The organism is Streptomyces roseicoloratus (assembly GCF_004117935.1).
Taxonomy (GTDB): domain Bacteria; phylum Actinomycetota; class Actinomycetes; order Streptomycetales; family Streptomycetaceae; genus Streptomyces; species Streptomyces roseicoloratus.
Genome location: NZ_SDOY01000066.1, coordinates 22331 through 47730 on the forward strand (window position 1 = coordinate 22331; position 25400 = coordinate 47730).

Annotated in this window: 24 protein-coding genes; 9 read left to right on the top strand and 15 right to left on the bottom strand. The window is 72.9% G+C overall.

Translation table 11 applies throughout. The features are described from left to right. Positions 1-66: 66 nt before the first annotated feature. Together ESG85_RS05810 and ESG85_RS05815 are read right to left on the bottom strand one after the other, a co-directional pair. Positions 67-1488 carry a HEAT repeat domain-containing protein gene (locus tag ESG85_RS05810; protein WP_128976943.1) on the bottom strand — a complete coding sequence of 474 codons (1422 nt, stop codon included), beginning with the start codon at positions 1486-1488 and terminating at the stop codon, positions 67-69. Positions 1489-1731: 243 nt separating this feature from the next. After that, positions 1732-2130, bottom strand: coding sequence for an ankyrin repeat domain-containing protein (locus tag ESG85_RS05815; protein ID WP_128976944.1), 399 nt, complete (start codon positions 2128-2130; stop codon positions 1732-1734). Between the two features lie 299 nt (positions 2131-2429). Between ESG85_RS05815 and ESG85_RS05820 the strand changes: the two genes are divergently transcribed. Together ESG85_RS05820 and ESG85_RS05825 are read left to right on the top strand one after the other, a co-directional pair. Continuing rightward, positions 2430-2624, top strand: a complete 195-nt coding sequence (locus ESG85_RS05820; protein WP_128976945.1) for a hypothetical protein — start codon at positions 2430-2432, stop codon at positions 2622-2624. Positions 2625-2661: 37 nt separating this feature from the next. Then, positions 2662-4323 (top strand): hypothetical protein, encoded by a 1662-nt coding sequence (locus ESG85_RS05825; RefSeq protein ID WP_128976946.1) that lies wholly within the window; start codon positions 2662-2664, stop codon positions 4321-4323. A gap of 118 nt (positions 4324-4441) precedes the next feature. On the opposite strand, the gene ESG85_RS05830 is transcribed toward ESG85_RS05825, so the two are convergent. After that, the gene (locus tag ESG85_RS05830) at positions 4442-5941 is read right to left on the bottom strand and encodes an SCO1417 family PLP biosynthesis transcription factor (RefSeq protein WP_128976947.1); all 1500 of its coding nucleotides are present in this window, start codon (positions 5939-5941) and stop codon (positions 4442-4444) included. 230 nt (positions 5942-6171) lie between these two features. Here ESG85_RS05830 and yczE point away from each other — a divergent pair, with 230 nt between their 5' ends. The 4 genes from yczE (at position 6172) to ESG85_RS05850 (ending at position 9690) form a co-directional block, all read left to right on the top strand. After that, entirely contained in the window at positions 6172-6840 is a 669-nt protein-coding gene (yczE, locus tag ESG85_RS05835) for a membrane protein YczE (RefSeq protein ID WP_128976948.1), read from the top strand. Further along, entirely contained in the window at positions 6837-7601 is a 765-nt protein-coding gene (locus ESG85_RS05840) for a glycerophosphodiester phosphodiesterase family protein (RefSeq protein ID WP_128976949.1), read from the top strand. Before yczE ends, ESG85_RS05840 begins: the two co-directional genes overlap by 4 nt. Positions 7602-7686: 85 nt before the next feature. Then, positions 7687-9060, top strand: a complete 1374-nt coding sequence (locus ESG85_RS05845; RefSeq protein WP_128976950.1) for an MFS transporter — start codon at positions 7687-7689, stop codon at positions 9058-9060. A 255-nt stretch (positions 9061-9315) separates the two neighbouring features. Continuing rightward, a complete protein-coding gene (locus ESG85_RS05850; RefSeq protein ID WP_128976951.1) occupies positions 9316-9690 on the top strand; it encodes an RNA polymerase-binding protein RbpA in 375 nt (124 codons plus the stop codon). A 282-nt stretch (positions 9691-9972) separates the two neighbouring features. Here ESG85_RS05850 and fxsA read toward each other — a convergent pair whose 3' ends face one another. The 4 genes from fxsA to ESG85_RS05870 form a co-directional block, all read right to left on the bottom strand. After that, positions 9973-10566, bottom strand: coding sequence for an FxsA family membrane protein (fxsA, locus tag ESG85_RS05855; protein ID WP_128976952.1), 594 nt, complete (start codon positions 10564-10566; stop codon positions 9973-9975). Between the two features lie 87 nt (positions 10567-10653). After that, complete coding sequence (locus tag ESG85_RS05860; RefSeq protein ID WP_128976953.1) at positions 10654-11424, bottom strand: polyprenol monophosphomannose synthase; 771 nt, start codon at positions 11422-11424, stop codon at positions 10654-10656. 403 nt (positions 11425-11827) lie between these two features. After that, positions 11828-13441: an amidohydrolase gene (locus tag ESG85_RS05865; RefSeq protein ID WP_128976954.1), complete on the bottom strand. Its 1614-nt coding sequence runs from the start codon at positions 13439-13441 to the stop codon at positions 11828-11830. Positions 13442-13540: 99 nt separating this feature from the next. Then, complete coding sequence (locus ESG85_RS05870) at positions 13541-13981, bottom strand: Lrp/AsnC family transcriptional regulator (RefSeq protein ID WP_128976955.1); 441 nt, start codon at positions 13979-13981, stop codon at positions 13541-13543. 267 nt (positions 13982-14248) lie between these two features. Between ESG85_RS05870 and ESG85_RS05875 the strand changes: the two genes are divergently transcribed. Then, a complete protein-coding gene (locus tag ESG85_RS05875) occupies positions 14249-14632 on the top strand; it encodes a hypothetical protein (protein WP_128976956.1) in 384 nt (127 codons plus the stop codon). A 115-nt stretch (positions 14633-14747) separates the two neighbouring features. On the opposite strand, the gene ESG85_RS05880 is transcribed toward ESG85_RS05875, so the two are convergent. The 4 genes from ESG85_RS05880 to ESG85_RS05900 form a co-directional block, all read right to left on the bottom strand. Beyond that, positions 14748-15848 (bottom strand): phosphotransferase family protein, encoded by a 1101-nt coding sequence (locus ESG85_RS05880; protein ID WP_128976957.1) that lies wholly within the window; start codon positions 15846-15848, stop codon positions 14748-14750. Positions 15849-15907: 59 nt separating this feature from the next. Continuing rightward, a complete protein-coding gene (locus tag ESG85_RS05885) occupies positions 15908-17029 on the bottom strand; it encodes an Rv3169 family protein (RefSeq protein ID WP_128976958.1) in 1122 nt (373 codons plus the stop codon). A gap of 626 nt (positions 17030-17655) precedes the next feature. Further along, on the bottom strand, positions 17656-18846 hold the full coding sequence (locus ESG85_RS05895) for an acyl-CoA dehydrogenase family protein (RefSeq protein ID WP_128976960.1): 1191 nt from the start codon (positions 18844-18846) through the stop codon (positions 17656-17658). Positions 18847-19073: 227 nt separating this feature from the next. Further along, on the bottom strand, positions 19074-19988 hold the full coding sequence (locus tag ESG85_RS05900) for a TioE family transcriptional regulator (protein WP_128976961.1): 915 nt from the start codon (positions 19986-19988) through the stop codon (positions 19074-19076). 70 nt (positions 19989-20058) lie between these two features. Between ESG85_RS05900 and ESG85_RS05905 the strand changes: the two genes are divergently transcribed. Next, positions 20059-21321 carry an erythromycin esterase family protein gene (locus ESG85_RS05905; RefSeq protein WP_246094823.1) on the top strand — a complete coding sequence of 421 codons (1263 nt, stop codon included), beginning with the start codon at positions 20059-20061 and terminating at the stop codon, positions 21319-21321. 31 nt (positions 21322-21352) lie between these two features. Here ESG85_RS05905 and ESG85_RS05910 read toward each other — a convergent pair whose 3' ends face one another. Further along, positions 21353-21499: an SCO1431 family membrane protein gene (locus ESG85_RS05910; protein WP_128976969.1), complete on the bottom strand. Its 147-nt coding sequence runs from the start codon at positions 21497-21499 to the stop codon at positions 21353-21355. Between the two features lie 344 nt (positions 21500-21843). Here ESG85_RS05910 and ESG85_RS05920 point away from each other — a divergent pair, with 344 nt between their 5' ends. Next, complete coding sequence (locus ESG85_RS05920) at positions 21844-22605, top strand: SMI1/KNR4 family protein (protein WP_128976963.1); 762 nt, start codon at positions 21844-21846, stop codon at positions 22603-22605. Here ESG85_RS05920 and ESG85_RS05925 read toward each other — a convergent pair. The 3 genes from ESG85_RS05925 to ESG85_RS35725 all read right to left on the bottom strand — a co-directional run bounded on the left by ESG85_RS05925 (position 22566) and on the right by ESG85_RS35725 (position 24896). Continuing rightward, positions 22566-23174 (bottom strand): DUF4240 domain-containing protein, encoded by a 609-nt coding sequence (locus ESG85_RS05925; RefSeq protein ID WP_128976964.1) that lies wholly within the window; start codon positions 23172-23174, stop codon positions 22566-22568. The genes ESG85_RS05920 and ESG85_RS05925 overlap by 40 nt on opposite strands. Before the next feature lie 613 nt (positions 23175-23787). Continuing rightward, positions 23788-24084: a transposase gene (locus tag ESG85_RS36875; protein WP_246094826.1), complete on the bottom strand. Its 297-nt coding sequence runs from the start codon at positions 24082-24084 to the stop codon at positions 23788-23790. Positions 24085-24473: 389 nt separating this feature from the next. Further along, positions 24474-24896 (bottom strand): transposase family protein, encoded by a 423-nt coding sequence (locus ESG85_RS35725; RefSeq protein ID WP_246094825.1) that lies wholly within the window; start codon positions 24894-24896, stop codon positions 24474-24476. Positions 24897-25400 lie beyond the last annotated feature (504 nt).

The window sequence follows — 25400 nt, forward strand, 5'->3', positions numbered from 1 at the left end:
CATTGTGGCCGCGAGGACGCGGGAGGGCGGCCGCTGTGGGCCGCCCTCTCCCCCGTGCCGGCTCGGTCAGACCTGGAGGTCGAGGTCCGGCCCTATCCGGTTGCGTACCGCGTCCTGGACCTCCGCCTCCTCGGCGGGATCGGCGGCCAGCCTGCGCAGGCGCTCGGCGACGCGCACGTCGCCCGTCTCGGCGTGCTGTGCGGCCACCTCGCGGGTGGTCTCCTCGCAGTCCCACAGGCACTCGACGGCGAAGCCGGTCGCGAAGCCGGAGTCGGTGGCGGCGAGGGCACGGGCGGTGCGGCCGCGGAGGTGGGAGGAGGCGGTCTCGCGGTAGACGTGGCGCAGCACGGGCGCGGCGCAGACGATGCCGAGGCGTCCGGCGCCGTCGACGAGGGAGTAGAGGGCGGGGGCGTCGGGGCCCTGGGAGCGGACCGTCTCGCGGAGGGCGCCGAGGACGAGGGGGGAGTCCTCGGAGCCGCCGCGGCAGGCGAGCGTCCCGGCGGCGGCGGCGCCGAGCTCGTCGGGGCGGTGGATCCAGCCGCGGGCGCGGTCGACGGCGGCCTCGCCGCTCATCCGCCGGTACGCGGCGACGGCGGCGTCGGCGACGACGCGGGAGCCGTCGCCCACGGCGCGTTCGACGAGGTCGAGGACGGCGGGGTCGCTTGCCTCGGCGAGATAGTGCAGGGCGGCGCACCGGGCGCCGTCCGGGCCGCTGCGGGCGGCCGTGAGGATCGTGTCGCGGTCTTCGGGTCCGGCGACGGCGACCAGGCAGCGGGCGGCGGGTCCGTGCATCTCGGCACCGCGCTCGTGTCCTTCCTGGGCCCAGTCGAGGACGGCCTGGACGCTCCAGCCGGGCCGGGGCCCTGTGGGGCGCAACTGCCGCTGCCAGCGGTCGAAGGAACCCTGCTCGCGGGCGGCCCGGACGCGGGCGCCGACGGACTCGCGGGGATCCTCGGCCCACAGGCGCCAGGGCCGCGGCTCGAAGGCGTCGCGGACGGTGGCGGCGAGCTCGGCCTCGCCCTCGGGTGTGGCCGGGAAGCGGGCGAGCACGGGCTCGGCGAGGGCGCGCAGGCCGGCGTCGTCGTCGCGCAGTGCGAGCTCGTCGAGGGCCCAGGCCCAGTTGGCGCCGCCGGCGGCGTAGCGCCGCAGGAGGAGCAGGGCGTCATGGCGTCCGTAGGACGCGAGGTGGCCGAGGACGGCGAGCGCGAGCCCGGTCCTGGACTCCTCCTCGTCGAGGTGGTCCTCGGCCGAGAAGAGATGCGCCTCGATCTCCTCCAGGCCTCCGTGGAGGTCCAGGTAGAGCCGGGCGTAGTACAGGGAGCGGTTCTCGACCCGCCAGTCGTGGCGTGGGTCGGTGAGCACGCAGTGGTGGAGGGCCGCGAGGGCCTCGGCACGAGGTGCGGCGAGCGCGTGGAGGGTGCCGTCGCCGCGGCCCCTCTGCAGCAGACCGAGCAGGGTGCCGCTCGGCGCTATGACTGGATCGAACATGGAAGACGCCTCACATCAAGCTGTCGACACGACCGGGGGGAATCCGGGATGAACCGGGAGTCAGGCCGTGCGGCAACATGTCGGGCCGCCCGTCGTCCTGCGCTTGTACGTGACCATCTTCCTCTGCCTCTCGTCGGTGGCCCCCTGTGGGCCTTGGCGTCATGATGACCCACCCATTTCGCCACCGCGACCACATTTACGGCGTCGTCTCACCTGGGGTTCGCCCGCCGTTCACCAGGGATGTCAGCGAACTCCGAAGAGCTCCAGGAGTTCCGTCTTCCCGAACATCCGCGCGGTATCCACGGCGGACGGAGTTCCCGCTTCCGGATTCGCGCCGCCGGAGAGGAGGGCGCGGACGACCGCGTCCTCGCCCTTGAAGACGGCGCCCGCGAGCGGGGTCTGGCCGCGGTCGTTGGCGCGGTCCGCGTCGGCGCCGCGGGTGAGCAGGGCGGTGACGGCCTCGGCGTGGCCGTGGTAGGCGGCGAGCATGACGAGCGAGTCGCCCTTCTCGTTGGTGAGGTTCGCCGGGACGCCCGCGTCGAGGTAGGCGGCCAGGGTCACCGCGTCGCCCGCACGCGCCAGGTCGAAGACCTTGGAGGCCAGCTCGACGACCTCGGGGTCCGGCGTCTCGTTCTCGCTCATCGTTCACAACCCTTCGTGCGCGGCCCGCACGGCAGGCGCGGCCGTACGAGTGAATCGACAGGGTACTGCCCGTCGGACGACATGAGGGGGCTCTCCGGCGGCAAGGATCAACCGCGCCCGGCCCCCTGACCGGTGCACTACCGCACCGGGCGCGTTTCGCCACCCGGAGGGACACCCCGCGTCCGCCGGTCAAGTGAAATCACCAGCGATTCACCCATATGCACCTTTAATCATATAGATACTTGCTGTGAACCTGGAAGGACTCAAGGTGACTGTCCCCTCAACCAGGAGAACACCTCATGATCCTGTCCATCTCAGGCGTGGTCTTGCTCGGCATCATCTGCTTCCTGTTCTTCAAGAAGGACGGACTCAAGGCCTCGCACGCCCTCGTCTGCGCGCTCTTCGGCTTCTACCTCGCGGGCACCGCGATCGCCCCCAGCATCACGGCCGGCGGCCAGAGCCTCGCCAGTCTCTTGGGCGGGATCAAGTTCTGACGGCCCTCCATCCCTTCCACCACCTCAGGAGTACGACGTGGCCCGGCGACCACTCCCCCGCATTCTGAGCAGCGGCAGCGCACAGATCGCTCGCAGCCGAGAGATCGCGCGCACGGCCGCCGACAGCGCCACCGACGTGCTCCACCCGCTGATCACCATCTCGCGTGGTCTGCGGAAGCTGGCCGCGACCGCGCGCGCCAAGTGGGCCGCGACCCCCAAGGAACGGCGCGGTCCTACGCTGTTCCTGGTCGCGGCCTGCGTCCTGGTCGTCGCCCTCGTGCCGTACGGCCCGCTCCTCGCGCTCGTCGCGCTGATGGCGGCGGCCGCCTGGCAGGGCCGTGAGCGCCCGGTCGTGAAGACCGGGCCCGACGACGCGGAGATCGCCCGGCTCAAGGGCCTCTACGAGGCCCTGGTGCCGTACCTCTCGCTGCCGGACGACCCCGAGCCGCTCTACGCCCACGGCGGCGACTGGAGTGCCGCCTTCGGGGACCACGCCTTCGACGAGGACGGCCGGATCACGCGGCTGCGGATCTCCTACCCTCCCTACTTCACCGACGGCGAGCCGGCCGCCCGGGCCCGGATCGAGCAGCTGCTGCACGCCAAGTCGGGCCGGGGCCGCGAGTACCGCTTCGACTGGGACGAGGAGGGCAACCGGCTCACCATGCGCGTGCTGCCCGCGCTGCCCACGACCATCGCCGCCCAGCGCTTCGTCACCGTGCCCGGCGAGACCGTGCTCGGCTTCACCGACGCGGACGCCGTGCAGCGGACCGTCCCGGTCCGCGCCGTGGACGGCACCGAGGACGCGCCGGCCGTGGTGTGGCGCACCGGCCCCCGCTCCACCGAGCAGCACCTGCTGGCCGTCGGCCAGCCGGGCAGCGGCACCAGCTCCCTGCTGCGCTCGATCGCCCTCCAGGCGCTGCCGCACGGCGACGTGCTGATCGTCGAGGGCGCCGGCACCGGCGAGTACGCGTGCCTGGTCGGCCGGGACGGCGTGCTCGCCGTCGAGTGTGGGCTCTCCGGCGCCCTCGCCAGCCTGGAATGGGCCGCGCACGAGACCGAGCGACGGCTGATCGCCGCCAACCGCGCCCGTCAGTCGGGCCGTCCCGCGCCCGAGGACACCCGCCGCCCGCTGTGGATCCTGCTCGACCGGCCGAGCGTGCTCGGCCACCTGGCCGCCGCCGACGGCCGTCCCGACCCGCAGGACCTGCTCCAGGTGCCGCTGCGGCACGGCCGGGCCGCGTCCGTGACGGTCGTGGTCGCGGAGCAGTTCGACAGCCTGGACGCGCTCGGCGAGACGGTACGGAGCCACACCCGGGCCCGGGTCGCGCTCGGGCCCGCCGCGCCGCAGCAGATCGCCGCGGTCCTGGGCGCCGGACCCCACACCACGCCCGTGCCCGACGTCCCGCCCGGCCGCGGTTACGCCCGCCTCGGCACCGGCCAGGTGCTGCGCCTCCAGGTCCCGGCGACACCGGACCCGTACGACGACGCCACCAGCGAGGCACACCGCCGCGCCGTCCTGGAGCTGCTGCCGGAGCGCCGTACGGCGACGATCGCCGCGATCGAGCCGGCCCCCACCGCGGCCCCCGCCCCGGCCCCGGAGCCCGGCTTCGCGCCGGACCCGGACACGGACATCGCCCCGACGCACCACAAGGACCCGGGCCCCGCCCCGGTCCCGTCACCGGTCCCGGCGGAGGGCTGAGCGCCCGGAGTCCCGTACACGCGAAAGGGCGGCCACACCCACGGGTGCGACCGCCCTTTCGCGTTGTCCCGGCCGGCCCTCGTCGTACGCGACCGTCGGCACGCGTCGTCGTACGCGGCTACGCCACGAACGACCGCGGGCCCTCGCCGCCCGTCCCCGCGCCCGACTCCACCAGGCGGGCCGCGGCGGCCAGCCGGGCGGCGGCTTCCTCGGCGACCGGGCCGCTGACGGTGAAGGGCAGCCGGACGTAGCCCTCGAAGGCGCCGTCCACGCCGAAGCGCGGCCCCGAGGGGACCCGGACGCCGACGCGCTCGCCGACCTCGGCGAGGCGCGAGCCGGACAGCCCGCCGGTGCGGACCCAGAGCGTGAGCCCGCCGCGCGGCACCTCGAACTCCCAGGCCGGCAGCTCCCTGCGGACGGCGGTCACCAGCGCGTCGCGGTTCTCGCGGGCCTGGGCGCGCCGCAGCCCGACGGCCTCCTCCCAGCCGCCGGTGCGCATCAGCCAGTTGACGCCCAGCTGCTCCAGGACGGGAGTGCCGAGGTCGGCGTAGGCGCGGGCGGCGACCAGGGAGCGGATGACGTCGGGCGCGGCGCGCACCCAGCCGATCCGCATGCCGGCCCAGAAGGCCTTGCTCGCCGAGCCGACGGTGAGGACGGTGGCGCCGGCCGGGTCGAAGGCGCAGACCCTGCGGGGCATCTCCAGGTCGTCGTCGAGGAACAGTTCGGTCATCGTCTCGTCGACGACGAGGACGGTGCCGGCCGAGCGGGCCGCCTCCACGAGCTGCCGCCGCTGGTCCTCGCTCGCGAGCGCGCCGGTGGGGTTGTGGAAGTCGGCGACGACGTACGCGAGGCGGGGCGCCGCGTCGCGCAGCACCTGGCGCCAGCGCGGCAGGTCCCAGCCGCCGAGCGCCTCGGCCATGGCGACGGGCACGAGCCGGGCGCCGGCCTCGCGCATCAGCTGGAGGATGTTGGCGTACGAGGGCGACTCGACGGCGATCCGCTCGCCGCGGCCCGCGAAGAGGTGGCAGATCGCGTCGATGGCGCCCATCGCACCGGTGGTGACCATGATCTGTTCGGGCATGGTGGGGATGCCGCGCTCGGTGTACCGGTCGGCGAGCATCTGCCGCAGCGCGGGCAGGCCGGCCGGGTAGTCGCCGTGGGTGTGGGCGTACGGCGGCAGCTCCTCCAGCGCGCCCTGTATGGCGCGGGTCAGCCAGGGCTCGGGCGCGGGCAGCGCCGCGCAGCCCAGGTCGATCATGGAGCCGAGCGACTCGGGCGGCAGCGGTTCCAGGCCGCGGGCGGGCAGCGGGTTGCCCGCCGGGACGGCGGTCCAGCTGCCGGCGCCGCGCCGGGACTCCAGGAAGCCCTCGGCGCGCAGCGCCTCGTAGGCGGCGGCGACGGTGGTGCGGCTGACGGTGAGGGCGAGGGCCAGTTCGCGTTCGGCGGGCAGCCGGGCGGCGACCGGAACGCGGCCCTCCAGGACGAGCAGCCGGATGCCGTCGGCGAGGGCGCGGTACGCGGGCGGCTTGCGGGCGCCGGATGCGGCGGGCCGGGTCTGCTGGGCCTGGAGCTGCCGGGCGAGCTGGGCAGGGCCCACGGCCGAAGTCCACTGGGCCATGGAAATCAGTCCACCTTCCGCGAATTGGCCATGGTTGGCCTGGAGTCCCCCGCCACAGAGTGGCATGAGCCAGTCCACCTGCACCACCCGGCCCCTGTCGGGGCCGCCCATCCGCACCCTCAGCACCAGGCCCCATCCGGGCCGCCGCCTGGGACCACCGGCCCGTCCGGGCCGCCCCGGCGCACCACCCCCAGGCCCCCGTCCGGGCCGTCACCCAGGAGGGCAGTTCCTTGTCCATCGCCTCCGGTCTCCGCGGCCGGCACCTGCCCCGCCGGCTCGTCCAGCTCTACGCGGGACTGGCGCTGTACGGCTTCAGCTCGATCCTGCTGCTGCGCAGCGGCCTCGGCCTCGAACCGTGGAACGTCCTCCACCAGGGTCTCGCCGGGCGGACCGGGCTGAGCATCGGCGTGGTGACGACCGTCCTCGGCGCCCTGATCCTGCTGGTCTGGATCCCGATCCGGCAGCGGCCCGGCCTGGGCACCATCTCCAACGTCCTGGTCATCGGCGCGGCGATGGACCTCTCGCTGGCCGTGCTCCCGGAGGTGCACGGGCTGCCCGCGCGGATCGCGACGATGGCGGCGGGCATCGTCCTGAACGGCGTCGCGACCGGTCTCTACATCGCGGCGCGTTTCGGCCCCGGCCCGCGCGACGGTCTGATGACCGGCCTGCACCGGCTGACCGGCCGCTCGATCCGCCTGGTGCGCACGGCGATCGAGGTGCTCGTGGTCGCGAGCGGCTTCCTGCTCGGCGGCTCGGTCGGCGTCGGCACGGTGCTCTACGCGATCGCGATCGGCCCGCTCGCCCAGTTCTTCCTGCGCCTCTTCGCCGTCCCCGAGCCGGACCGGGTGAGCACCGTCATAGCCGCGAAGAAGCCCGAGCAGGCCATACTGCGGCGGTGACTCGCGTACGCCACCCCTACCTCGACCACCCGGCGCCCCTCCCCTTCGCCCACCGCGGCGGCACGGCGGATGGCCTGGAGAACACCGCCGCCGCCTTCCGGCGGGCCGCCGCGGCCGGATACCGGTACTTCGAGACCGACGTCCACACGACCGCGGACGGCCGGCTCGTCGCCTTCCACGACGCGACCCTCGACCGGGTCACGGACACCGGCGGCCGGATCCGGGACCTGCCGTGGGCGGCGGTCCAGGAGGCCCGGGTGGCAGGCAAGGAGCCGCTGCCGCTCTTCGAGGACCTCCTGGAGGAGTTCCCGGAGGCCCGCTGGAACGTGGACCTGAAGACCGAGTCGGCGCTCGTGCCGCTGGTCGACCTCATCCGGAGGACCGGCGCGTGGGACCGGGTCTGTGTGAGTTCCTTCACCGAGGGACGCATCGCCCGGGCGCACAGACTCGCCGGTCCGCGGCTGGCCACCTCGTACGGCGTGACGGGTGTGCTCGGGCTGCGGTTGCGCTCGCTGGGCATCCCGGCGGCGCTGCGCGCGGGCGCGGTGGCCGCGCAGGTCCCGGAGCGGCAGGCCGGTCTGCCGGTGGTGGACCGGCGCTTCGTGCGCGAGGCGCACGCGCGCGGCCTCCAGGTCCACGTGTGGACGGTGAACGAACCGGATCGGATGCATGCCCTGCTGGACCTTGGCGTGGACGGCATCATGACCGATCATCTGGAGACGCTGCGCGATGTCCTGACCGACCGGGGGACGTGGGTCTAGCCACTCCCCGGTTCCCGTCCGGCCGAGAACTCCGGACGGGAACCGCGCGCGGGACCACCACGGGGACGAACGAGGGGGCGCGGCCTTGACCGATGTCGACACCACCGAGCAGCCGGACGGCCACGCCGCCGATCCGGCGGAACGCCGGCGCGAGCAGCGCGGCTGGTACTTCTACGACTTCGCGTGCTCGGTCTACTCCACGAGCGTCGTGACCGTGTTCCTGGGGCCGTATCTGACGTCGGTGGCGAAGGCCGCGGCGGACGCCGAGGGGTTCGTGCACCCGCTGGGCGTGCCGGTGCGGGCGGGTTCCCTGTTCGCGTACGCCGTGTCGGCCTCGATCGTCGTCGCGGTGCTCGCGATGCCGCTGGTGGGCGCGGTGGCGGACCGTACGGGCCGGAAGAAGCCGCTGCTCGCGGCGGCGGCCTACACGGGCGCGGCGGCGACGACGGGCATGTTCTTCCTGGCGGGCGAGCGCTATCTGCTCGGCACCTTCCTGCTGATCGTGGCGAACGCCTCGCTGTCGGTCTCGATGGTGCTGTACAACGCGTACCTGCCGCAGATCGCCGAGCCGGACGAGCGGGACGAGGTCTCCTCGCGCGGCTGGGCCTTCGGCTACACCTCGGGCGCGCTGGTCCTGGTGCTCAACCTGGTCCTGTACTCGGGGCACGACTCCTTCGGCCTGTCCGAGGGCATGGCCGTGCGGATCTGTCTGGCCTCGGCCGGCCTGTGGTGGGGCGCCTTCACGCTGGTGCCGCTGCGCAGGCTGCGCGACCGGCGGATCGCGCGCACCGGCGGCGCGGCGGGCGAGGGCGCGGTCGGCAGCGGCTGGAAGCAGCTGCGGGCCACCCTGCGGGACATGCGCCGCCATCCGCTGACGCTGTCCTTCCTGCTCGCGTACCTGATCTACAACGACGGCGTGCAGACGGTGATCTCGCAGGCCTCGGTCTACGGCTCCGAGGAGCTGGGCCTCGACCAGACGACGCTGATCACCGCGGTCCTCCTCGTGCAGGTCCTGGCGGTGGCGGGGGCGCTCGGAATGGGCCGGATGGCGCGGGTGTACGGCGCGAAGCGGACGATCCTGGCCTCGCTGGCACTGTGGACGGCCATCCTGGCGGCCGGCTACTTCCTGCCGGCCGGCGCGCCGCTCTTCTTCTACCTGCTGGCGGCGGCGATCGGTCTGGTCCTGGGCGGCAGCCAGGCGCTGTCGCGGTCCCTGTTCTCGCACCTGGTGCCGCGCGGCAAGGAGGCGGAGTACTTCTCGGCGTACGAGATGAGCGACCGCGGACTGAGCTGGCTGGGTCCTTTGGTGTTCGGTCTCGCGTATCAGCTGACCGGGAGCTACCGGGATGCCATCATCTCCTTGGTGATCTTCTTCGGAGTCGGCTTCGTGCTCCTGGCGAGGGTGCCGGTACGGGCCGCGGTGGCCGCCGCGGGCAACCCCGTACCTGCCCGGATTTAGACGCGGGAGTGAAAGGGCGGTAGTGTACGCGTTTGGCCTGCCAGGCGGACCGTTACTGCGTGCTGACTTGGTGAAGACGTTAGGTGACATCTGCTGCCAGATGTGACAAAACGGGCACTGGTGGGTACAAAAAGGGGCGGCACGACGGGCGACGCATGACCCGGAACGGGAATCTTTACCGCCGACCGGACGTTGACCGGATGACGACGACAGCGACACCTGTCCTGTGGGCGACAAGCCCGGGAGGCACGATTCATGAGTGAGCGAGCTCTTCGCGGCACGCGCCTCGTGGTGACCAGCTACGAGACCGACCGCGGCATCGATCTGGCCCCGCGCCAGGCCGTGGAGTACGCATGCGAGAAGGGCCATCGTTTTGAGATGCCCTTCTCCGTGGAAGCGGAAATTCCGCCGGAGTGGGAGTGCAAGGTCTGCGGCATGCAGGCACTCCTGGTGGACGGGGACGGCCCCGAGGAGAAGAAGGGCAAGCCGGCGCGTACGCACTGGGACATGCTCATGGAGCGGCGTACCCGCGAAGAGCTGGAGGAGGTGCTGGCCGAGCGGCTGGCGGTTCTCCGGTCCGGCGCCATGAACATCGCCGTACATCCGCGCGACAGCCGCAAGTCCGCCTGACGGACGACCGGCGGCCGCACGGCCTGACGGAGCAACGCCGCGGGGCCCGGTACACCCATCGTGTACCGGGCCCCGCGGCGTTCGCGCGCTCCGGCGCGTATGCGGCCTGCCCCTGGCGCTCCGGCGGCTCTCGGTGCCCGCCCGGCGCTCCTGGTGCTCCTGGTGCTCCTGGCGCTCCTGCCGTACGCGTACGGGGCCGGCACCCGCAGCGTGCGCGGGTACCGACCCCGTCGACGTCGGCGTCAATCAGCGTCGGCGTCAATCAGCGTCGGCGCCGTCGGCTCAGGGTGTCAGCGGCGGGCGGGACTCCCGGGGCCACGGCGGGTCCTGAGGCGCGTCCTCGCGGATGACCTCGCCCTGCACGACCTTGCCGTCCGGCATCCGCATACGGGCCTGCTGAAAGGCGCCCTGGAGGCTGCCGGGCGGCGCGGCGGCCATCCGGCGCTCCACCACGCGCTCCGCGAGCCGCCCGACGGCGGCGCGCACCGGCGGGACGAGCAGCAGCAGGCCGATCGCGTCGGAGATGAGTCCGGGGATCATCAGGAGCAGACCGCCGAGCATCAGGAAGCCGTTGCGGTCCGCCGTGGCGGCCTTGTCGGGCTCCGTCGGCATCTCGCCGCGCTGCGCCGCCTCCTGGGCCCGCTGGAAGGTCCCGGTGAGGTTGGCGAAGGCCCGCCGGCCCGCCCGCTTGATCACGGCGGCGCCGAGCACGCCCCCGCCCACGAGCAGCAGGAGCACGGTGAACCCGCCGGCCGCGTTCGCCACGGCGGTGAGCAGCCAGATCTCCAGGACCAGCCAGACCGCGAGGCCCAGCGGGAGGAACGTGCGCGCGCGGGAGCGCTTGGGGGCGAGGGGAGGCGGTGCGCCGGTCGTCATGCCCCCCAGTGTGCCTGGCCGCCCGTGGGAACGTCGTAAAGGAAGGATCAGGACGGCCGGCAGGACGGCGGGGGGAGGGCGGCAGGGCTACTTGCGGCCCAGGAGCTTGCCGACCTTCTGCGCCCGGGCCGTGAGGCCCCAGCCGGTGACCCGCCACAGCGCCTCGACGACGATGTTCCGGCTCATCTTGGAGTCGCCGATCTCGCGCTCGACGAAGGTGATGGGCACCTCCACGACGTGGAAGCCGGCGGCCACCGCGCGCCGGGCCAGGTCGACCTGGAAGCAGTAGCCGGCCGAGGCCACGTCGTCGAGGCCGAGGCCGAGCAGGGTCTCCTTGCGGAAGGCCCGGTAGCCGCCGGTGACGTCACGGATCGGCACGTCGAGCATGAGCCGGGAGTAGAGGCTGCCCCCGCGCGAGATGAACTCGCGGGACTTGGGCCAGTTCACGATCCGGCCGCCGGGCACCCAGCGGGAGCCGAGCACCAGGTCGGCGCCCTTGAGCGCGGTGAGCAGCCGCGGCAGCTCCTCGGGCTGGTGGGAGCCGTCGGCGTCCATCTCGATCAGGACGTCGTAGCCCTGGTCGATGCCCCAGCGGAAGCCGGCGAGGTAGGCGGCGCCGAGCCCTTCCTTGCCCTTGCGGTGCAGGACGTGGACGTGGTCGTCGTCGGCGGCGAGCTCGTCGGCGAACTTGCCCGTGCCGTCGGGGCTGTTGTCGTCGGCGACGAGAACGTGCGCCTCGGGGACGGCTTCCCGCACCCGCGCGACGATCGGCTTGATGTTCTCCGCCTCGTTGTACGTGGGGATGATCACCAAGGCCTTGCCGAGCGGGCCGTAACGCCTCTGGCCACCGTCGTTCACTACTGCCCCTTCGGATACATACGCGAGCCCCCACCATAGCGAGCCGTGCGCACGGGATGCGGGATCGGGGCCCGGCGTCCTTCGGGCCGACCCGGGGATCCGCTGGCTGCGGACCGGCCGAGGCCGTTGTCTACTGAACGCCGGGGCCCCACCCGGGTCGCACCCTCCGCCGGAAAAACCTTCCCTCGCCCCCGAGGCGCGGGCGGCGTTCGGTGCCTGCGTGGAGGTTTGCAACCGGTCGGACGTCCGTGGTGGACGCGCCGAACCTACCGGCCCGTGGCGGCCCGCTGTCAACACCCGTTTGACCTGCGGTGATGAACCGTCTCTGCAGGACAGCGGGGAAGATCCGCAGGTCGCGGGCGAAGCCTCCGGAGTGCGACCGAGTGATCGAAATGTCCCGTCATCACTCGTTCGGCCGCACGAACACCGTTTGACCGGAGACGACCGTCTCGAGGCAGACCGGGAGATCGCCACCGGGGGTCAGATCGGGCAGACCGGGCGTCCCCGAGCGCGGATCGGTCGACCAGCGGGCCACCCGGTCGTCGGGCGCCTGAACGAGCAGCTCGCCGGTGCGCCAGACCGCGTAGTCGGCCGGCGCGCCGGGCACCAGGGTGCCCGCGTCGTCGCGGCCGACGGCCCGCCAGCCGCCCCGGGTGTGCGCGGTGAAGGCGGCCCGTACCGAGACCCGGTGCTCGGGCGTGCGGTGGAAGGCGGCGGCGCGCAGGGTGCCCCACGGGTCGAGCGGGGTGACCGGGCTGTCCGAGCCGAAGGCGAGCGGCACACCGGCGCGCAGCAGTGCGGCGTACGGGTTGAGGGCGCGGGCCCGCTCGACGCCGAGGCGGTCGGCGTACATGCCCCCGTCGCCGCCCCAGTACGCGTCGAAGGCCGGCTGCACGGACGCGGTGAGGCCCAGCTCGGCGAAGCCCGCGATGGCCTCGGGGCTGAGCATCTCGGCGTGCTCGACACGGTGCCGGGCGGCGCGGATCCGGGCCAGGCCCAGCTTCTCGGCGGCGGCCCGCATGCCCTCGACGACCGCGTCGACGGCGGCGTCGCCGATGGCGTGGAAACCGGCCTGGAGCCCGGCCTCGGTGCAGCCGACGACATGGGCGGCGACGGCCGCCGCGTCGAGGTGGGCGCTGCCGGTGCCGGAGTGGTCGGCGTAGCGCTCGTGGAGGCAGGCGGTGTGCGAACCGAGGGAACCGTCGGCGAACAGGTCGCCGGCCGCGCCGAGGGCGCCGAGGGCGCGGGCCCGCTCGATGTCGAGGTCGGCCCAGTAGCCGACGACGCGGGGGCCGGGCTCGCTGCGGGCGAGGTCCAGCAGGCCGGTGAAGTCGTCCTCGGAGGAGATCTCGGGCCCGCCGCACTCGTGCAGGGTGCCGATGCCGAGCGAGGCGGCGTGGCCGCGGGCGGCCCGCTGGGCCTCGGTGCGCTGCTGCGGGGAGAGCGCGGCGTACGCGGCGGCACGGACGGCGTGGTGGGCGTCGCCGGTGAGCGGCTGCTGCCCGTCGTGGAAGCCGTCGAGCTCGCGGATGCCGGGCACCAGGTCGAGGAGTGCGGTGGTGACGACGCACGAGTGGACGTCGATGCGGGTGAGGTAGAGCGGGCGGGCGCCGGTGAGCTCGTCGAGCTCGGCGCGGGTGAGCGGCCGGCGCTCGGGCCAGCGGGCGGCGTCCCAGCCATGGCCGATGAGGATCCGGTCGGCGGGGCGGGCGGCGGCGTACGCGCGGATCCGGTCGGCCGCCTCGGCGAGCGAGGCGGCGGCGGACAGGTCGAGGCCGGTCAGCGCGAGACCGGTCGCGGTGGTGTGCACATGGGCGTCGACGAACGCCGGGGTGACGAGCGCGCCCTCCAGGTCGACCACCTCGTCCACACCGGAGGCGAAGGCGTCGGCCGCACCCTCCGAGCCGACCCAGGCGACGTGCCCGCGCTCCACCACCATGGCGGTGGCGAAGGGGTCGGCGGGGCTGTGGACTTCTCCACCGCGCAGCAGCACGGTGCGGTGTTCGTTCGCGCTCATCCCTCCAGGCTAGGGCGTACCGGGCGCACTCCTTACCGGCGGGTCACCCGGGCGCCCCCGGCGCGGGGAGGGTTCACGGCCGGGCGGGCCGGACGTGTCCTAGACGCGCGGCGGCCGGGCCTCGTACGGGGTGGAGAGGACCACCGTGGTGCGGCTGGAGACGTGGGCCTGCGAGCGGATGCGGCTGAGCAGGTGCTCCAGCTCCAGCGGGGTGGCGACGCGCACCTTGAGGATGTAGTTCTCGTCGCCCGCGACGCTGTGGCAGGCCTCGATCTCGGGGATGTCGGCGAGCCGGTCGGGGGTGTCGTCGGGGGCGCTGGGGTCGAAGGGTTTCACCGAGATGAAAGCGGTGAGCGGGAGCCCGACGGCCTCCGGGTCGACGACGGCGGCATAGCCGCGGATGACGCCGCGCTGTTCAAGGCGGCGGACGCGCTGATGCACGGCCGAGGTGGACAGGCCGGTGGCCTTGCCCAGGTCGGTGTAGCTCATGCGCCCGTCCTTGACGAGCAACTCGACGATCTGACGATCCAGCTCCTCCATGCGGTGACCCTATTGCCCCGGCGGTCCCGGAGCACAGCCGGGGCGGCTCGTGCGCCGGTGCCGGGGCGCGCGAACGGGCGTGCGCGGCGCCTTTGGAGGCATCTCCGGCGCATCTGCGGGGCACTTACGCCGGGCATGTGACGAACGCCACAGGCATACCGGACTCTCGGGCGTGACCTCACGGTTATGCGGTCGGCCGTATGGGAATTGCTTGCTGTGGTCGCGGCCACTCAGATCCGGCCGACCCGTCCGAGGGGGAGATTCTCCATGCAGGAGCCTGTTGATTCCGTCGACACCGCCGACGAGCTCGACGCGTACGACACCTTTGAGATGTACCGGGTGATCTGCCCGGACTGCGAGCAGCCGATCGCGCTGCTGGCGGACGAGGACGCCCTGCCGGAGCACGCGCTGTGCCCGACGCCGTGGAATCCCTTCGTCCTCACGGTCTGCACCGGCACCGGCCGGCCCGCGGCCGACGCCGGCCCCGCCGACGAGACCCTGGAGGCGCAGGAGCAGGACACCGCCCTGCTCCTGACGCTTCCTCAGGGCCTGGACTGGCGGATGCAGCCGTTCTCGCACGTGGGCGGCCCGGGCTCGCGCCCGATCAAGCCGGCCCCGATCAAGCCGGTCCAGCTGCGCCGCGCCGCCTGACGCCGCCTCACGCTGCGCGCGCCCCGAGGCGGCGCCCGCCCCGAGGCCCCGAACACCCTGCTCGCGGCGCCCGCCCTGAGCTACGAGCGCCCTGCGGCCGCCGGCCGTCGCCCGCTCACCAGTAGCGCCCCTGCACCATCGCCGCCAGCGTGGCGTGGTGCAGGATCAGGCGGTCGACGTCCTCGGCGTTCCCGGGCACCCGCACCTCGCCGAAGTGCGCCTGGCGGTACGCGATCCGCAGCATGACGATCGCGTGCCGCAGCGCCGCGTACAGGGTGTGGAACTCCATGTCCCGCGGGGTGTGCCCGGTGAGTTCGGCGTACCGCCGCTCGATCGCGTCGCGGCGCAGGAAGTCCGGCAGGCCGGGCTGGCCGAAGCCCACCGTGAGGTCCTGGAAGAAGCGGTGCAGGTAGACCGTCCAGCCGAGGTCGACCTCGCGCGGGGCGCAGGCCGCCATCTCCCAGTCGAGCACGGCGACCGGGGTGAACCCGTCGTAGACGATGTTCCCGATCCTCGCGTCGCCCCAGTCGAGCACGGCGGGACCCTCGTCGGCGGGCCAGTGCGCCTCGAGCCAGTCGAAGGCCGACTCGATGAGCGGTGAGGGCGCGAGTCCCTCCACCACCCAGGCGTAGTAGGCACGTTGGGCGTCCACGTGGCGCCGCAGCGGACTGCCGTCGCCCTCGGGCAGCAGGAACTCGGCCTCCTTCGCCGGAAACTGGTCGTGCAGCCGTGCCAGCACGCCCACCGACTCGGCTTCCAGGAGCGCCCGTTCGGCGTCGCTCGCCGCGTGCAGCCAGTTTCCCTCGTACGTGTAGGGCATCACGTCCGGCGGGACCCGGCCCTCGGCGCGCGCCATCACGAAGAACGGCGCCCCCAGCGGTCCGGGGTCCTCCTCCAGCCACAGCACCCGCGGCACGGGCACGTCGGTGTGCTCGCCGACCAGGCTCATCACCCGGTGCTGGCGCGCCATGTCGTACACCGGGAAGACGGTGTACGCGTCGGGGTCGGCGGCGAGCCGGAGCGCGCAGCCGCGCACCGGCGCGTCCGGGTGCTCCAGGTCGAAGAGCAGGGTCTCGCTGGACATCCCGTTGGAGCCGGGCACGGCGAGCCCGGTGACCCTGGCACCGGGCAGCCGCCCGGCCAGCCAGACACCGAGCCGCCGGCCCAGCTCCTCGGGATCACGGGTGGTGGTACGCGGCCGGGGCGCCGTGGCCATCGGGCCTCCTCTGAAGTCGCAGCGGCCGGCCGAAGGACGGGGCCGGAGACGCTGCCTGCCTACGGGGCGGTGGACGTGTGGTCGGCGAAGCCGCTCGGGTCGTGGCGGCCGAAGCTGCCGTGCTCGAAGACGCCGTACCCGATGTGCCCGTCGAGGGTGAAGCGGGCGGCGTGGTCGGTGACGCCGTACGCGGCGAGCGGGTGGGCGGTCGGGTCGGACAGGTCGTAGACACGGCGGTCGGTCCAGTCGCGTCCCTGCCAGCTGCCGTGCTGCCAGTCGGGGGCGGGCGGGTAGCCGGCGCCGACGGCGAGCGGGGAGGAGGCGAGGATCTCCACGCCGACCTCCAGGGCCTTGCCGGCCGGATCGGTGAGATGGACGGCGGCCCGCTCGGGCTCGCGGGTGCCGGGGCGGTACGTGATCTCGGTGCGGGGCCAGCCGAGTTGGGTGTCGCGCCGCCCGTTCCGCACCATCAGGGCCTCGTTGAGGGTGCGATAGCCGTCGGCGTCTTCCTGGGCGATGACCATGAGGAACCGGTCCTCGAAGCGCATCGGTATCCAGAGCCAGTGGAAGCCCTCGGGCCGGAACTCCTCGGCGCGGCCCGGCTCTTCGCCGGGCAGCGGACGCACGCCCCAGCTGCGGTCGCGGGTGCCGGTCCACTCCCCCGCCGTGACGGCGAACTCCTCGCCGCCCGCCCGGATCGTGCCGGCGGCGTGCCCGGCCTGCACGAAGCGGCGGCCCTCCAGGGTGAGCCGGTCGCCGCGGCGCTGGGTGTGGTGCGGCTCCCAGACGGCGGGGAAGTCGCCCGTCCAGAGGAGGTCGAAGGAGAGCCCGTCGGGGTCGTCCGGGTCGGGATCGCAGTGCAGCGCGAGCCGCCGGAGTGGCTGGTCGACGGTGATCCGCAAGGGGCCGACGGAGAGGTCCATCCGGTCGTCACCGAGGGCGTCGGAGGCCCGGACGGCGTGCAGCCGGTCGCCGGTGCGCAGGGTCGCGTAGGCGTCGACCACGCCGGCGTTGGGGTACACGCCGAGCCCGGCGATGAGCAGAGCGCGGCCCTGGTGGTCGAGGACGTGGAAGATGCACCGGTCGTAGGCGTTCCGGTCGCCGCTGACGTGGTGCTTCATGGAGAGCGGCGCCTGGTGCACGGGGTATTCGTCGAGCGGGACGGGCCGGTCGTCTGACACGTGTGACCTCCTCGGCGGCGAGTAGGAACTGACGGTACGTCAGAAGCGGTACGGGGGGCCAGAGTCGTGCGGCCGAGGGGCCCGGCGGGCCGAACCTCGCCCCGCCCCCGGGGACGCGTCGAACTTCCGCTCGACGCGTTTCGGCGGTGACCGGAAACAGGCGCCAAGCGTTGGTCCGGGCATGACCACGCTGTATACGGCACCCAGCGGATACGGCCGGCATCGACAGCCAGAGCCGCACTCTGAAGAATCGGTTCAGCAGGCGATTCCCGCCCCCGTTCCGATTCCGGCCGCCCCGCCGGGGTCGGCGCCGGGCCCCGTGCCCGCGCCGGGCCCCGTGCCCGCGCCGGCGCCGGCCTCCTCACCGGCCTCCGCAGCTCCACCGGCTCCGGCCCCGCGTCCCGCCTTCCCACCGGCTCCGGCGCCGCACCCCGTCACCCCGCCGGCTCCGGCGCCGCGCCCCGTCACTCCGCCGGCGCCCGCGCCGACACACCCGGCCGATCCGCCCATCTACCGAGCGGTGCTCGACCTCTGGGCCAGCCACGGCAGGACGCTGCCGGGCCACCGCGACCAGGAGTGGAGCCGGCTGGCCGCGGGGCCGGTCTGGGCGGACCGCACCGTGCGCGTCAACGGGACTCTGGTCCGGCGAGGTGGCGCGCGATGACCACCCGCTGGATCTGGTTGGTGCCCTCGACGATCTGGAGCACCTTCGCCTCCCGCAGGAAGCGTTCGACGGGGAAGTCCGCGGTGTAGCCGTAGCCGCCGAGTACCTGCACGGCGTCCGTCGTGACCCGCATCGCCGCGTCCGAGCAGAACAGCTTCGCCATGGCCGCCTGCTTGCCGAACGGCCGGCCCTCGTCGCGCAGCCGGGCGGCCTCCAGGTACAGCGCCCGGCCCGCCTCGATCTGCGTGGCCATGTCGGCGAGCAGGAAGCGCAGACCCTGGAAGTCGGCGATGGGCCGGCCGAACTGGCGGCGCTCCCGCGCGTAGCCCACGGCCGCGTCCAGCGCCGCCTGCGCCACGCCCACCGCGCAGGCCGCGATGCCGAGCCGCCCGGAATCGAGCGCGGCCAGGGCGATCGTGAAGCCCTGCCCCTCCGCGCCGATCCGGCGCGCGTCGGACACGCGGACGCCATCGAGGTGCACCTGCGCCGTGGGTGAGCCCTTCATGCCCATCTTCCGTTCGGGCGCGGCGGCACCGAGCCCCGGCGCGTCGCCGGGCACCAGGAAGGCCGTGATGCCCTTCGGGCCGTCGCTACCGGTACGGGCCATGACGGTGTAGAAGTCGGCGATCCCGCCGTGGGTGATCCACGCCTTGGTCCCGTCGAGCACCCACGAGTCGCCGTCCCGGACGGCCCGGGTGCGCAGCGCGGCGGCGTCGGAACCGGAGGACGGCTCGGAGAGGCAGTACGCGCCGAGCAGCCCGCCGCCGAGCATCGCGGGCAGGTGGGACGCGCGCTGCTCCTCGGTGCCGAAGGCGGCCAGGGCATGGCAGGACAGGCTGTGCACGCTGACCCCGAGCGCCACGGTGAGCCGGGCGGCGGCCAGCTCCTCCAGGACCTGGAGGTAGACGGCGTACGGCTGGTCGCCGCCGCCGTGGGCGGAGTCGTACGGCAGGCCGAGCAGCCCGGAGGCCGAGAGCAGCGAGAACAGCTCCCGGGGGAAGTGCCCGGCGGCCTCCTCCTCGGCGGCACGGGGCGCGATCTCGCGCTCGGCGATCTCCCGTACGAGGGCGAGCAGCTCGCGGGCCTCCTCGGTGGGCAGCCGGCGTTCCACGGGCTGCGGCTGCGGCTGCGGCTGCGGGGCATGGTCGGGCATGCGGCGGCACTCCTCCCTCTCGGGGTCGGTCACTGCGCCGATGCTGCCCCGCCGCGGGCGCGCGGGGGCGCGGCGCGGGGCCGTGGCGGGAGGAGTATGCCCGTTCGGCGGCCCCGCCTCACCCGCCGGCCGAGCTGCCCTGTTCAGGCGGGTGGGCGTCCCGTCGCCGCAGGTGCGCTTCCCGTTCCTGTAAGTGTGCGTCCCGTTTCCCGCAGGTGGGTTTCCCGTTACCGCAGGTGCGCTTCCCGTCCCCGTAGGTGTGCGTCCCGTTCCCGCAGATAGGCGTCCAGTTCCGCCGCGCCGGTCAGCATCGCGCGGGCGCGGGCGGACAGGCGGGCGTGCCAGTCGTCGAGGGCGGTCCGCAGGGGTTCGAGGCCGCCGGCGGACCGCACCTGGGCGATGAGCGGGGCGATCTGCTCCAGCAGATAGCCGCCGCGTCTGAGCTGATGGGCGAGGCGGGCGTCCCGTACGGCGTCCGCGTCGTACACGCGGTAGCCGGTGCGCGGGTCGCGGCGCGGCCGCACCAGTCCGGCCCGCTCCCAGGTCCGCAGCGTGGCGGGCCGGATGCCGAGCTGCGCCGCGAGCGCGCCGACGAAGGTGTCACGGGGCCCGGCCGCGGGACGGGCGTCGGCCCCGGATGCGGACCCGGCCTCGGCCGCGACCCCGGAGCGGGCGCCGGCCGAGGGACGGACATCGGCCCGGGACGGAGCTGCGGGCCTGGAGCGGTCCGCGGCCCCACGGGGAGCCGCGGGCAGGAGGCCGCCCGGGACGCGCTCCCCGTCAGCTCCGAGATCTCGCAGGGCGGTCTCCACGGCCCGGAGAGTGCGGCGGTCGTCGAGGAGCTGGGCGTGGCTCTCGTCGATGTGGCGGAACGCCTCCTCGACCGCGTCCTCGTGCACGGCACGCATGATCGCCGTCGCGGTGGGGTGGCCGTGGCCGGGCAGGAGGGCGAGGAAGGTGCCGAGGGCCTGGGAGTGCAGCGGGGTGTAGGTGCGATAGCCGTGGGGCGTTCGGGCGGCGGGCGGCAGGATCCCGGCCTCCTCGTAGTTCCGGACCGCCTGTGTGGACAGCCCGTGCGCACGAGCGAGGTCGACCGGCCTCAGTCGCCGCCGATGACCACCGCTTTGAAGGTTCGACCCCATGAATCCCACTCTACAAGGGCTCACCTCCATGAAAAGTTTCCACCGAACCTTCAACGATACGGTGGAAACCATGGCATCTGAGATGAAGGAACCCCGCAAGGAAGCACGCAAGACCAAGCCCACGGCGACGCCCGACGCCGGCCTGGCACAGACCGTCGGCCCCGTGGGCGCGGCCACCGTCACGGCCCTGCTCGGATCCCGGCCGCGCGTGCTCGCCCTGGGCGAGCCGACCCACGGCGAGGACACCCTGCTCGACGTACGGAACGCGCTCTTCCGGGAGCTCGTGGAGCAGGAGGGCTACCGGACGATCGCGATCGAGAGCGACTGTCTGGCGGGTCTCCTCGTGGACGACCACGTCGCCTCCGGCGCCGGCGCTCTCGATGAGGTGGTGGCGCGCGGAATCAGCCACGGCTGGGGCGAATCCGCGGCCAACCGGGCACTCGTACGCTGGATGCGAGCCTTCAACCACGACCGCCCCGCATCGGACCGGGTCCGCTTCGCCGGTTTCGACGGCCCGCTGGAGACCGCCGCCGCCGCGAGCCCCCGGCAGGCCCTCACGGCCCTCCATCAGCACCTCGCGATGCACGGCGACCCCGGTCTGCTGCCGTGCACCGCCGAGACGCTGGACCGGCTCCTCGGCGCGGACGACCGCTGGACCGAGCCGGCCGCCATGCGGGACCCGTCCCGGTCGGTGGGCCGGTCGGCCGACGCCGTGGAACTGCGGCTGCTCGCCGACGAACTGGCGGCACTGCTCGACGCGCAGGCGCCGCACCTGCGCGCGACGGCCTCGGAGGACGACGGGCACCGGGCACGCCTGTACGCACGCACCGCCCTCGGCCTGCTGCGCTACCACTACTGGATGGCCGACACCTCACCGGCGCGGCTGGCCCGCCTGATCGCGATACGGGGTCAGATGATGGCCGAGAACCTGCTCGCCCTCGCCGACCGCGGTCCCCTCCTCGTCTACGCCCACAACTCCCACCTGCAGCGGGAGAAGAGCACGACGCGGATGGGCGGAGCGCCGCTGGAGTGGTGGAGCGCGGGCGCGCTGCTGAGCACCCGGCTCGGCGCGGAGTACCGCTTCGTGGCCACGGCCCTCGGCACGATCCGGCACCAGGGCGTGGACACGCCGCCGCCGGACACGGTCGAAGGCCTCCTGTACGCCCTCCCCGAGCCCCTCGGCCTCGTCGACCCCCACCGCCTCGCGACCGCCCTGGGTTCCACCCCGCCGGCACCGCGCGAATCGCCCTGGTTCGGCTACGCCCCACTGGACCCGACGCACCTGCCGGACATCGACGGCCTCGTCTACGTGAAGGACGTGCCCCGCACGTAAGACCGCCTCCTCACCCGCGGCCCGGGCCGGCTCACATCAGGCCGGCCCGGGTGACGAACACGGCGAGCACGACGACGAGGGTCCAGCCGAGCAGATGCTCGAGGATCTTGGGCCCGTCGTCCTTGGGACCGCCGGTACGCGCGCGGACGCGGGCGACGGCGTGGGAAGCAGCACTCATGCGCCCAGCGTGCCTGCACCGGCCCTCCACGTCAGCGACGCAGATCACGCCCCCGGCCGCAGGAGAGCTCCGGGGGCCCTTTGCGATCGTGTCCGCGACGCCGGTCTCGATGCCCCAGGCCATGCGCGCGTCGTACGGCGTCCCATACGTGAAGGCAACGTTCCAGCCCGCCTCGGCCAGTCGGTGAGCGATCCCCGCGATCGGGGACAATGGCGGCCCCGCCTCGTTCCTGGAGGAGCCGGCAGCGGGCTGCCGGGGCGGGGACGGTGAGCGGACCAGGAACCGGGGCTGCTGAGACGGAACGCGGCAGCGATCACGACGACGCGGAAGGCGAGTCCAGCAACATGACCGGCTCTTGGGACGTGGCCCAGGCTCTGCGCGGCGGGATACGCGACAGACGGCAGGCCTGGGACGTTGTCCGTGACTTCGCCGCGGCCTGGTCGGCACCGCTGGATGACGACTCCGGCACCCCAGGACGGGAGTTGGAGCGGGCCGAGGCAGCCCTCGGGCTCCGCTTCCCCGTGGCGCTGCGCGAGGGCTACTCGCTCCTCGGTGCGACACGGCACGACCTCACAGGCAACCAGGATCCGCTGCTGCCACCGTCCAAGCTCTTCGTGCACGACGAGCTCGGAGGAGTCCTGGTCTTCCGTAGCGAGAACCAGGGATGCGCCATCTGGGGCGTCCGGCTTCGAGACCTCCGCCAGGACGACCCGCCGGTCCTCGTCCAATCCCTGGACGGCTGGATCCCTTTCCTGGAGCGGGTCTCCCTCGCCTGGGTCGAACTCGTCCTCAGCGAAACGCTCTTGCGGGGCGACCCGCTCTACAACGCGTGTGAGCTGCCCGCGCAGCTGAGCCGCGGGCTGCCAGGGCTGTACACGCACGTCGACCTGCCCGACTACCCGATGTGGACGGGGGCCGAGGAATCCCCCGTGCGCTGGTTCTCCGCACCGGGGAAGCTCCTGCGCTTGGACGGGCAGGGTGACCACAGCTGGCTGCACGTTCGGGGAAGGACAGCCGCCGACCTGGAGTCGATCTACGCGACCGTCCCCGGGCAATGGACCTGCGACTACTCCCCGCTCCCCGAAGCCGGCGAGCTGCCCTTCTGAGTGAGTGATCGCAGGGGAAACATCGTGCTCAGTCTCGGCAGCCTGCGCGCCGCCTCGTCCTCGCAGCGCACGTCGCACCGCTCACCAAGCGGCCCGGAGCTTCCCTCTTCGTCGCTCTGCTCGGCGTCGACGGCCCCGTAGAACGCTTCGGCGCACTCGTCACCGACGCCGGTCAGGATCCCGTACGCCTCCATGGCGACATAGTCGAGCGACTCCCAACCCGGCCAGTCGTCGTCCCACACCACCCGCGGACGGCCCACCAGGCGCCGGGCCTCCGGAGTATCGGCCAGGGCATCGGGGACCACCGCTCGGGAGGACGCTTCCCGGCCGAGACCCACCATCCACAGGCCGAAGGAGCAGAACCCGTCGTCCGAACACCAGCCACCGAGGATCCGGTCCGCGGCTGCCCACAGGTCCCACGTGAACGCTTCGTGCGTCACCTCGTCCAAGCGCACCTGGAACTGCACGACCTCTGCCTGCGAACCCCGCGAGAGTTCACCACGCAGCTGGTCTTGTCCACGAGAACGGGGTTCTGGCACAGATCTTGGGGAGGCAGCGCGGAGAGTCATCACGGTGTTCGAAATGCGGGAGAGCCTGAGTCTCGGATCTGCATCCGCTGACTGTCCCACGACCTCCAACAGTGATCAGCCGATGGTCACGTCTCGTGTATGTACTTGTGCTGGGTCGAGGTGAAGTTCGTACGCGGTGTAGCACTCGCTGATCTCTGTTCCCACTGCGGTGCCGCACGGGCACAGTCGATTCAGCCCGCCCTGGCCGTGCAGCCCGCAGCAGCCTCCGTGGTCCCCTTCAAGGTCGGGCAGCAGGTCCGGCGCATCGTCGGGATGGAGAACGATCGTATTCCGGGGGCCTGCGGACGTGAGGAACCCGTCTCCGTCGGGATCGGCAACAGCCGGACCACCGGGAAATACTGCGACGCATTCGTCCGTGGGTAGGAACGGGGCGCCCCATGGCTCGGGCTCCAGAGCGTAGAACCCCTCGTTCATGGTGGCCTGGGCCCGACGGTCCCCGTCAGGTCCGATCCGTCCGTCGAACTCGGGCCTGACCAGGGTCTCGGACAGCTGCACAGCCCTGGTCAGAGGGCGAGCGCAGGCGGCACACACAAAAGTGATCACATGAAGTTCTAGCCCGCCGAACCCGCATCAGCAAGATTCTGCTTCCGGGCTACTGCAGCAGGATCATTTTCCGGAGCAGAGGGAAGCCAGCTCGGCCGTAGAGCTGCCGCTTGATCTTCTTGATGCGGTTGACGGCGCCCTCGATGCTGCCGGAACTCCAGTCCAGGGTGAGGCCGGCGGTCACAGCGTCAAGGTCTCGGCGCAGGTGGAGTGCGAAGCCGGTGAGGCCAGGCAGCCGGCTGGCGTCGACTGCGTCGATCAGGCGGGGAGCATGGCGCCGAGGCGGCCGGCGAGCATTTCGCCGAAATCGCGGACGTGTCCGGCGGCCGGGTCCAGTTCGGGGCAGCGGATCAGGACGCCTTTGAGGCCGACGCGGTCTTCCTCGGTCAGGGCGGCGGGGTGGCGGGGTGGCGGGTGAGCCAGCCGGTCACCTGCCGTACCGCCGGCGGCCGTGGCGGTGCGGCGGACGGAGTCCCGCGAAGGGTGGCGATGCGGGCTCGGACCATGCCGTAGGTGACGGGAGCCTGCTCGGCGACCAGTTCGCCGTGGAGTTGGGTGCGCTGGCGCCTCCCTCGGTGAATCGTCGTTCGAGGTAAGGGTCGACCACGCGACGGTTCGACGCTGGTCAAAACGGTGGAGTAGGTCTGGCCTCGACGGATCGCGAAGTCGTCCACGTCCAGCACGCGTGGAGTCTGAACTGCGGATCGGGCAGCGCCATGACCCTGCGTGACAAGATCATCCGTCCCGCACCGAAGCCCAGCTGGGCCACCAGTCGAGCGCCGGCCCGCCCCGCCAGGGCGAGTCCCACGCGCTCCAGGGCTTGGTTGAGACGCGTGGTGAACCGGGCGTGCGGGACGGCCAGCCGGGAGAACGGCTCGGCAAACGCCCGGCGCGGGGAGCCCCCGACCCACAGATGAAACGCCTGACCGTCAGCCGGATCACAAAGCCCTGATCAGCCAGCGGAAGGCCCCTCAGTCCGCGCCGGTAACGATCGTGTACCCGGTCCGAGAAGTGGCCGCAGTCCGGACATGCCGCCCCGGCCGTGCGACCTCTCGCCATCACCTCGACCGTGCCGAACGCGGCCGTGACCGCCTCGACCTCCACCTCGTCGATCCCGTCGAAGACCAGCGAGTCCCAGAACGGCGCATCGGTCTGCATGACCAGCACCATCACCGTCGACCGCCGACCACGGCAGGGAACGGGAGAAACCCGATGGCGCGTCAGTTGCGACTGTCAGACAGCAAGGCGCACGCCGTCTCGCACGAGCCGACTCCTCGCAATCGAGCATCGGGGTAACGCTCTGCGACGGCTCCCCAAGATCTGTGCCAGAACCTTCAACCGACAGCGTTTGTTCGTGGGTTCCGGCGGCGTTCAGTGATCATCGGCACTCTGGATGTTCACGGGAAATAGCGGCAGAGTCTTGGCCGGCCCGCTCGCGATCGACGTGATCGTTCAGCGAAAAAGGAGCCGTTCTGTCTGCGGCAGAGGTGACACCATGCGGTGTCATGGCAGATGACAGCACCAGTGCGTTTCAGGCGGGCCAGACGGGGCTCATCGTCCGGATCCCCGAGGCGGAGCCAGTGAGGCTTTTCCATCATCGGTCTGAGCTGGCCAAATGCAGTGTGAGCACGGCTTGGACGAGGCCGGTGATCCGGGTGGTCG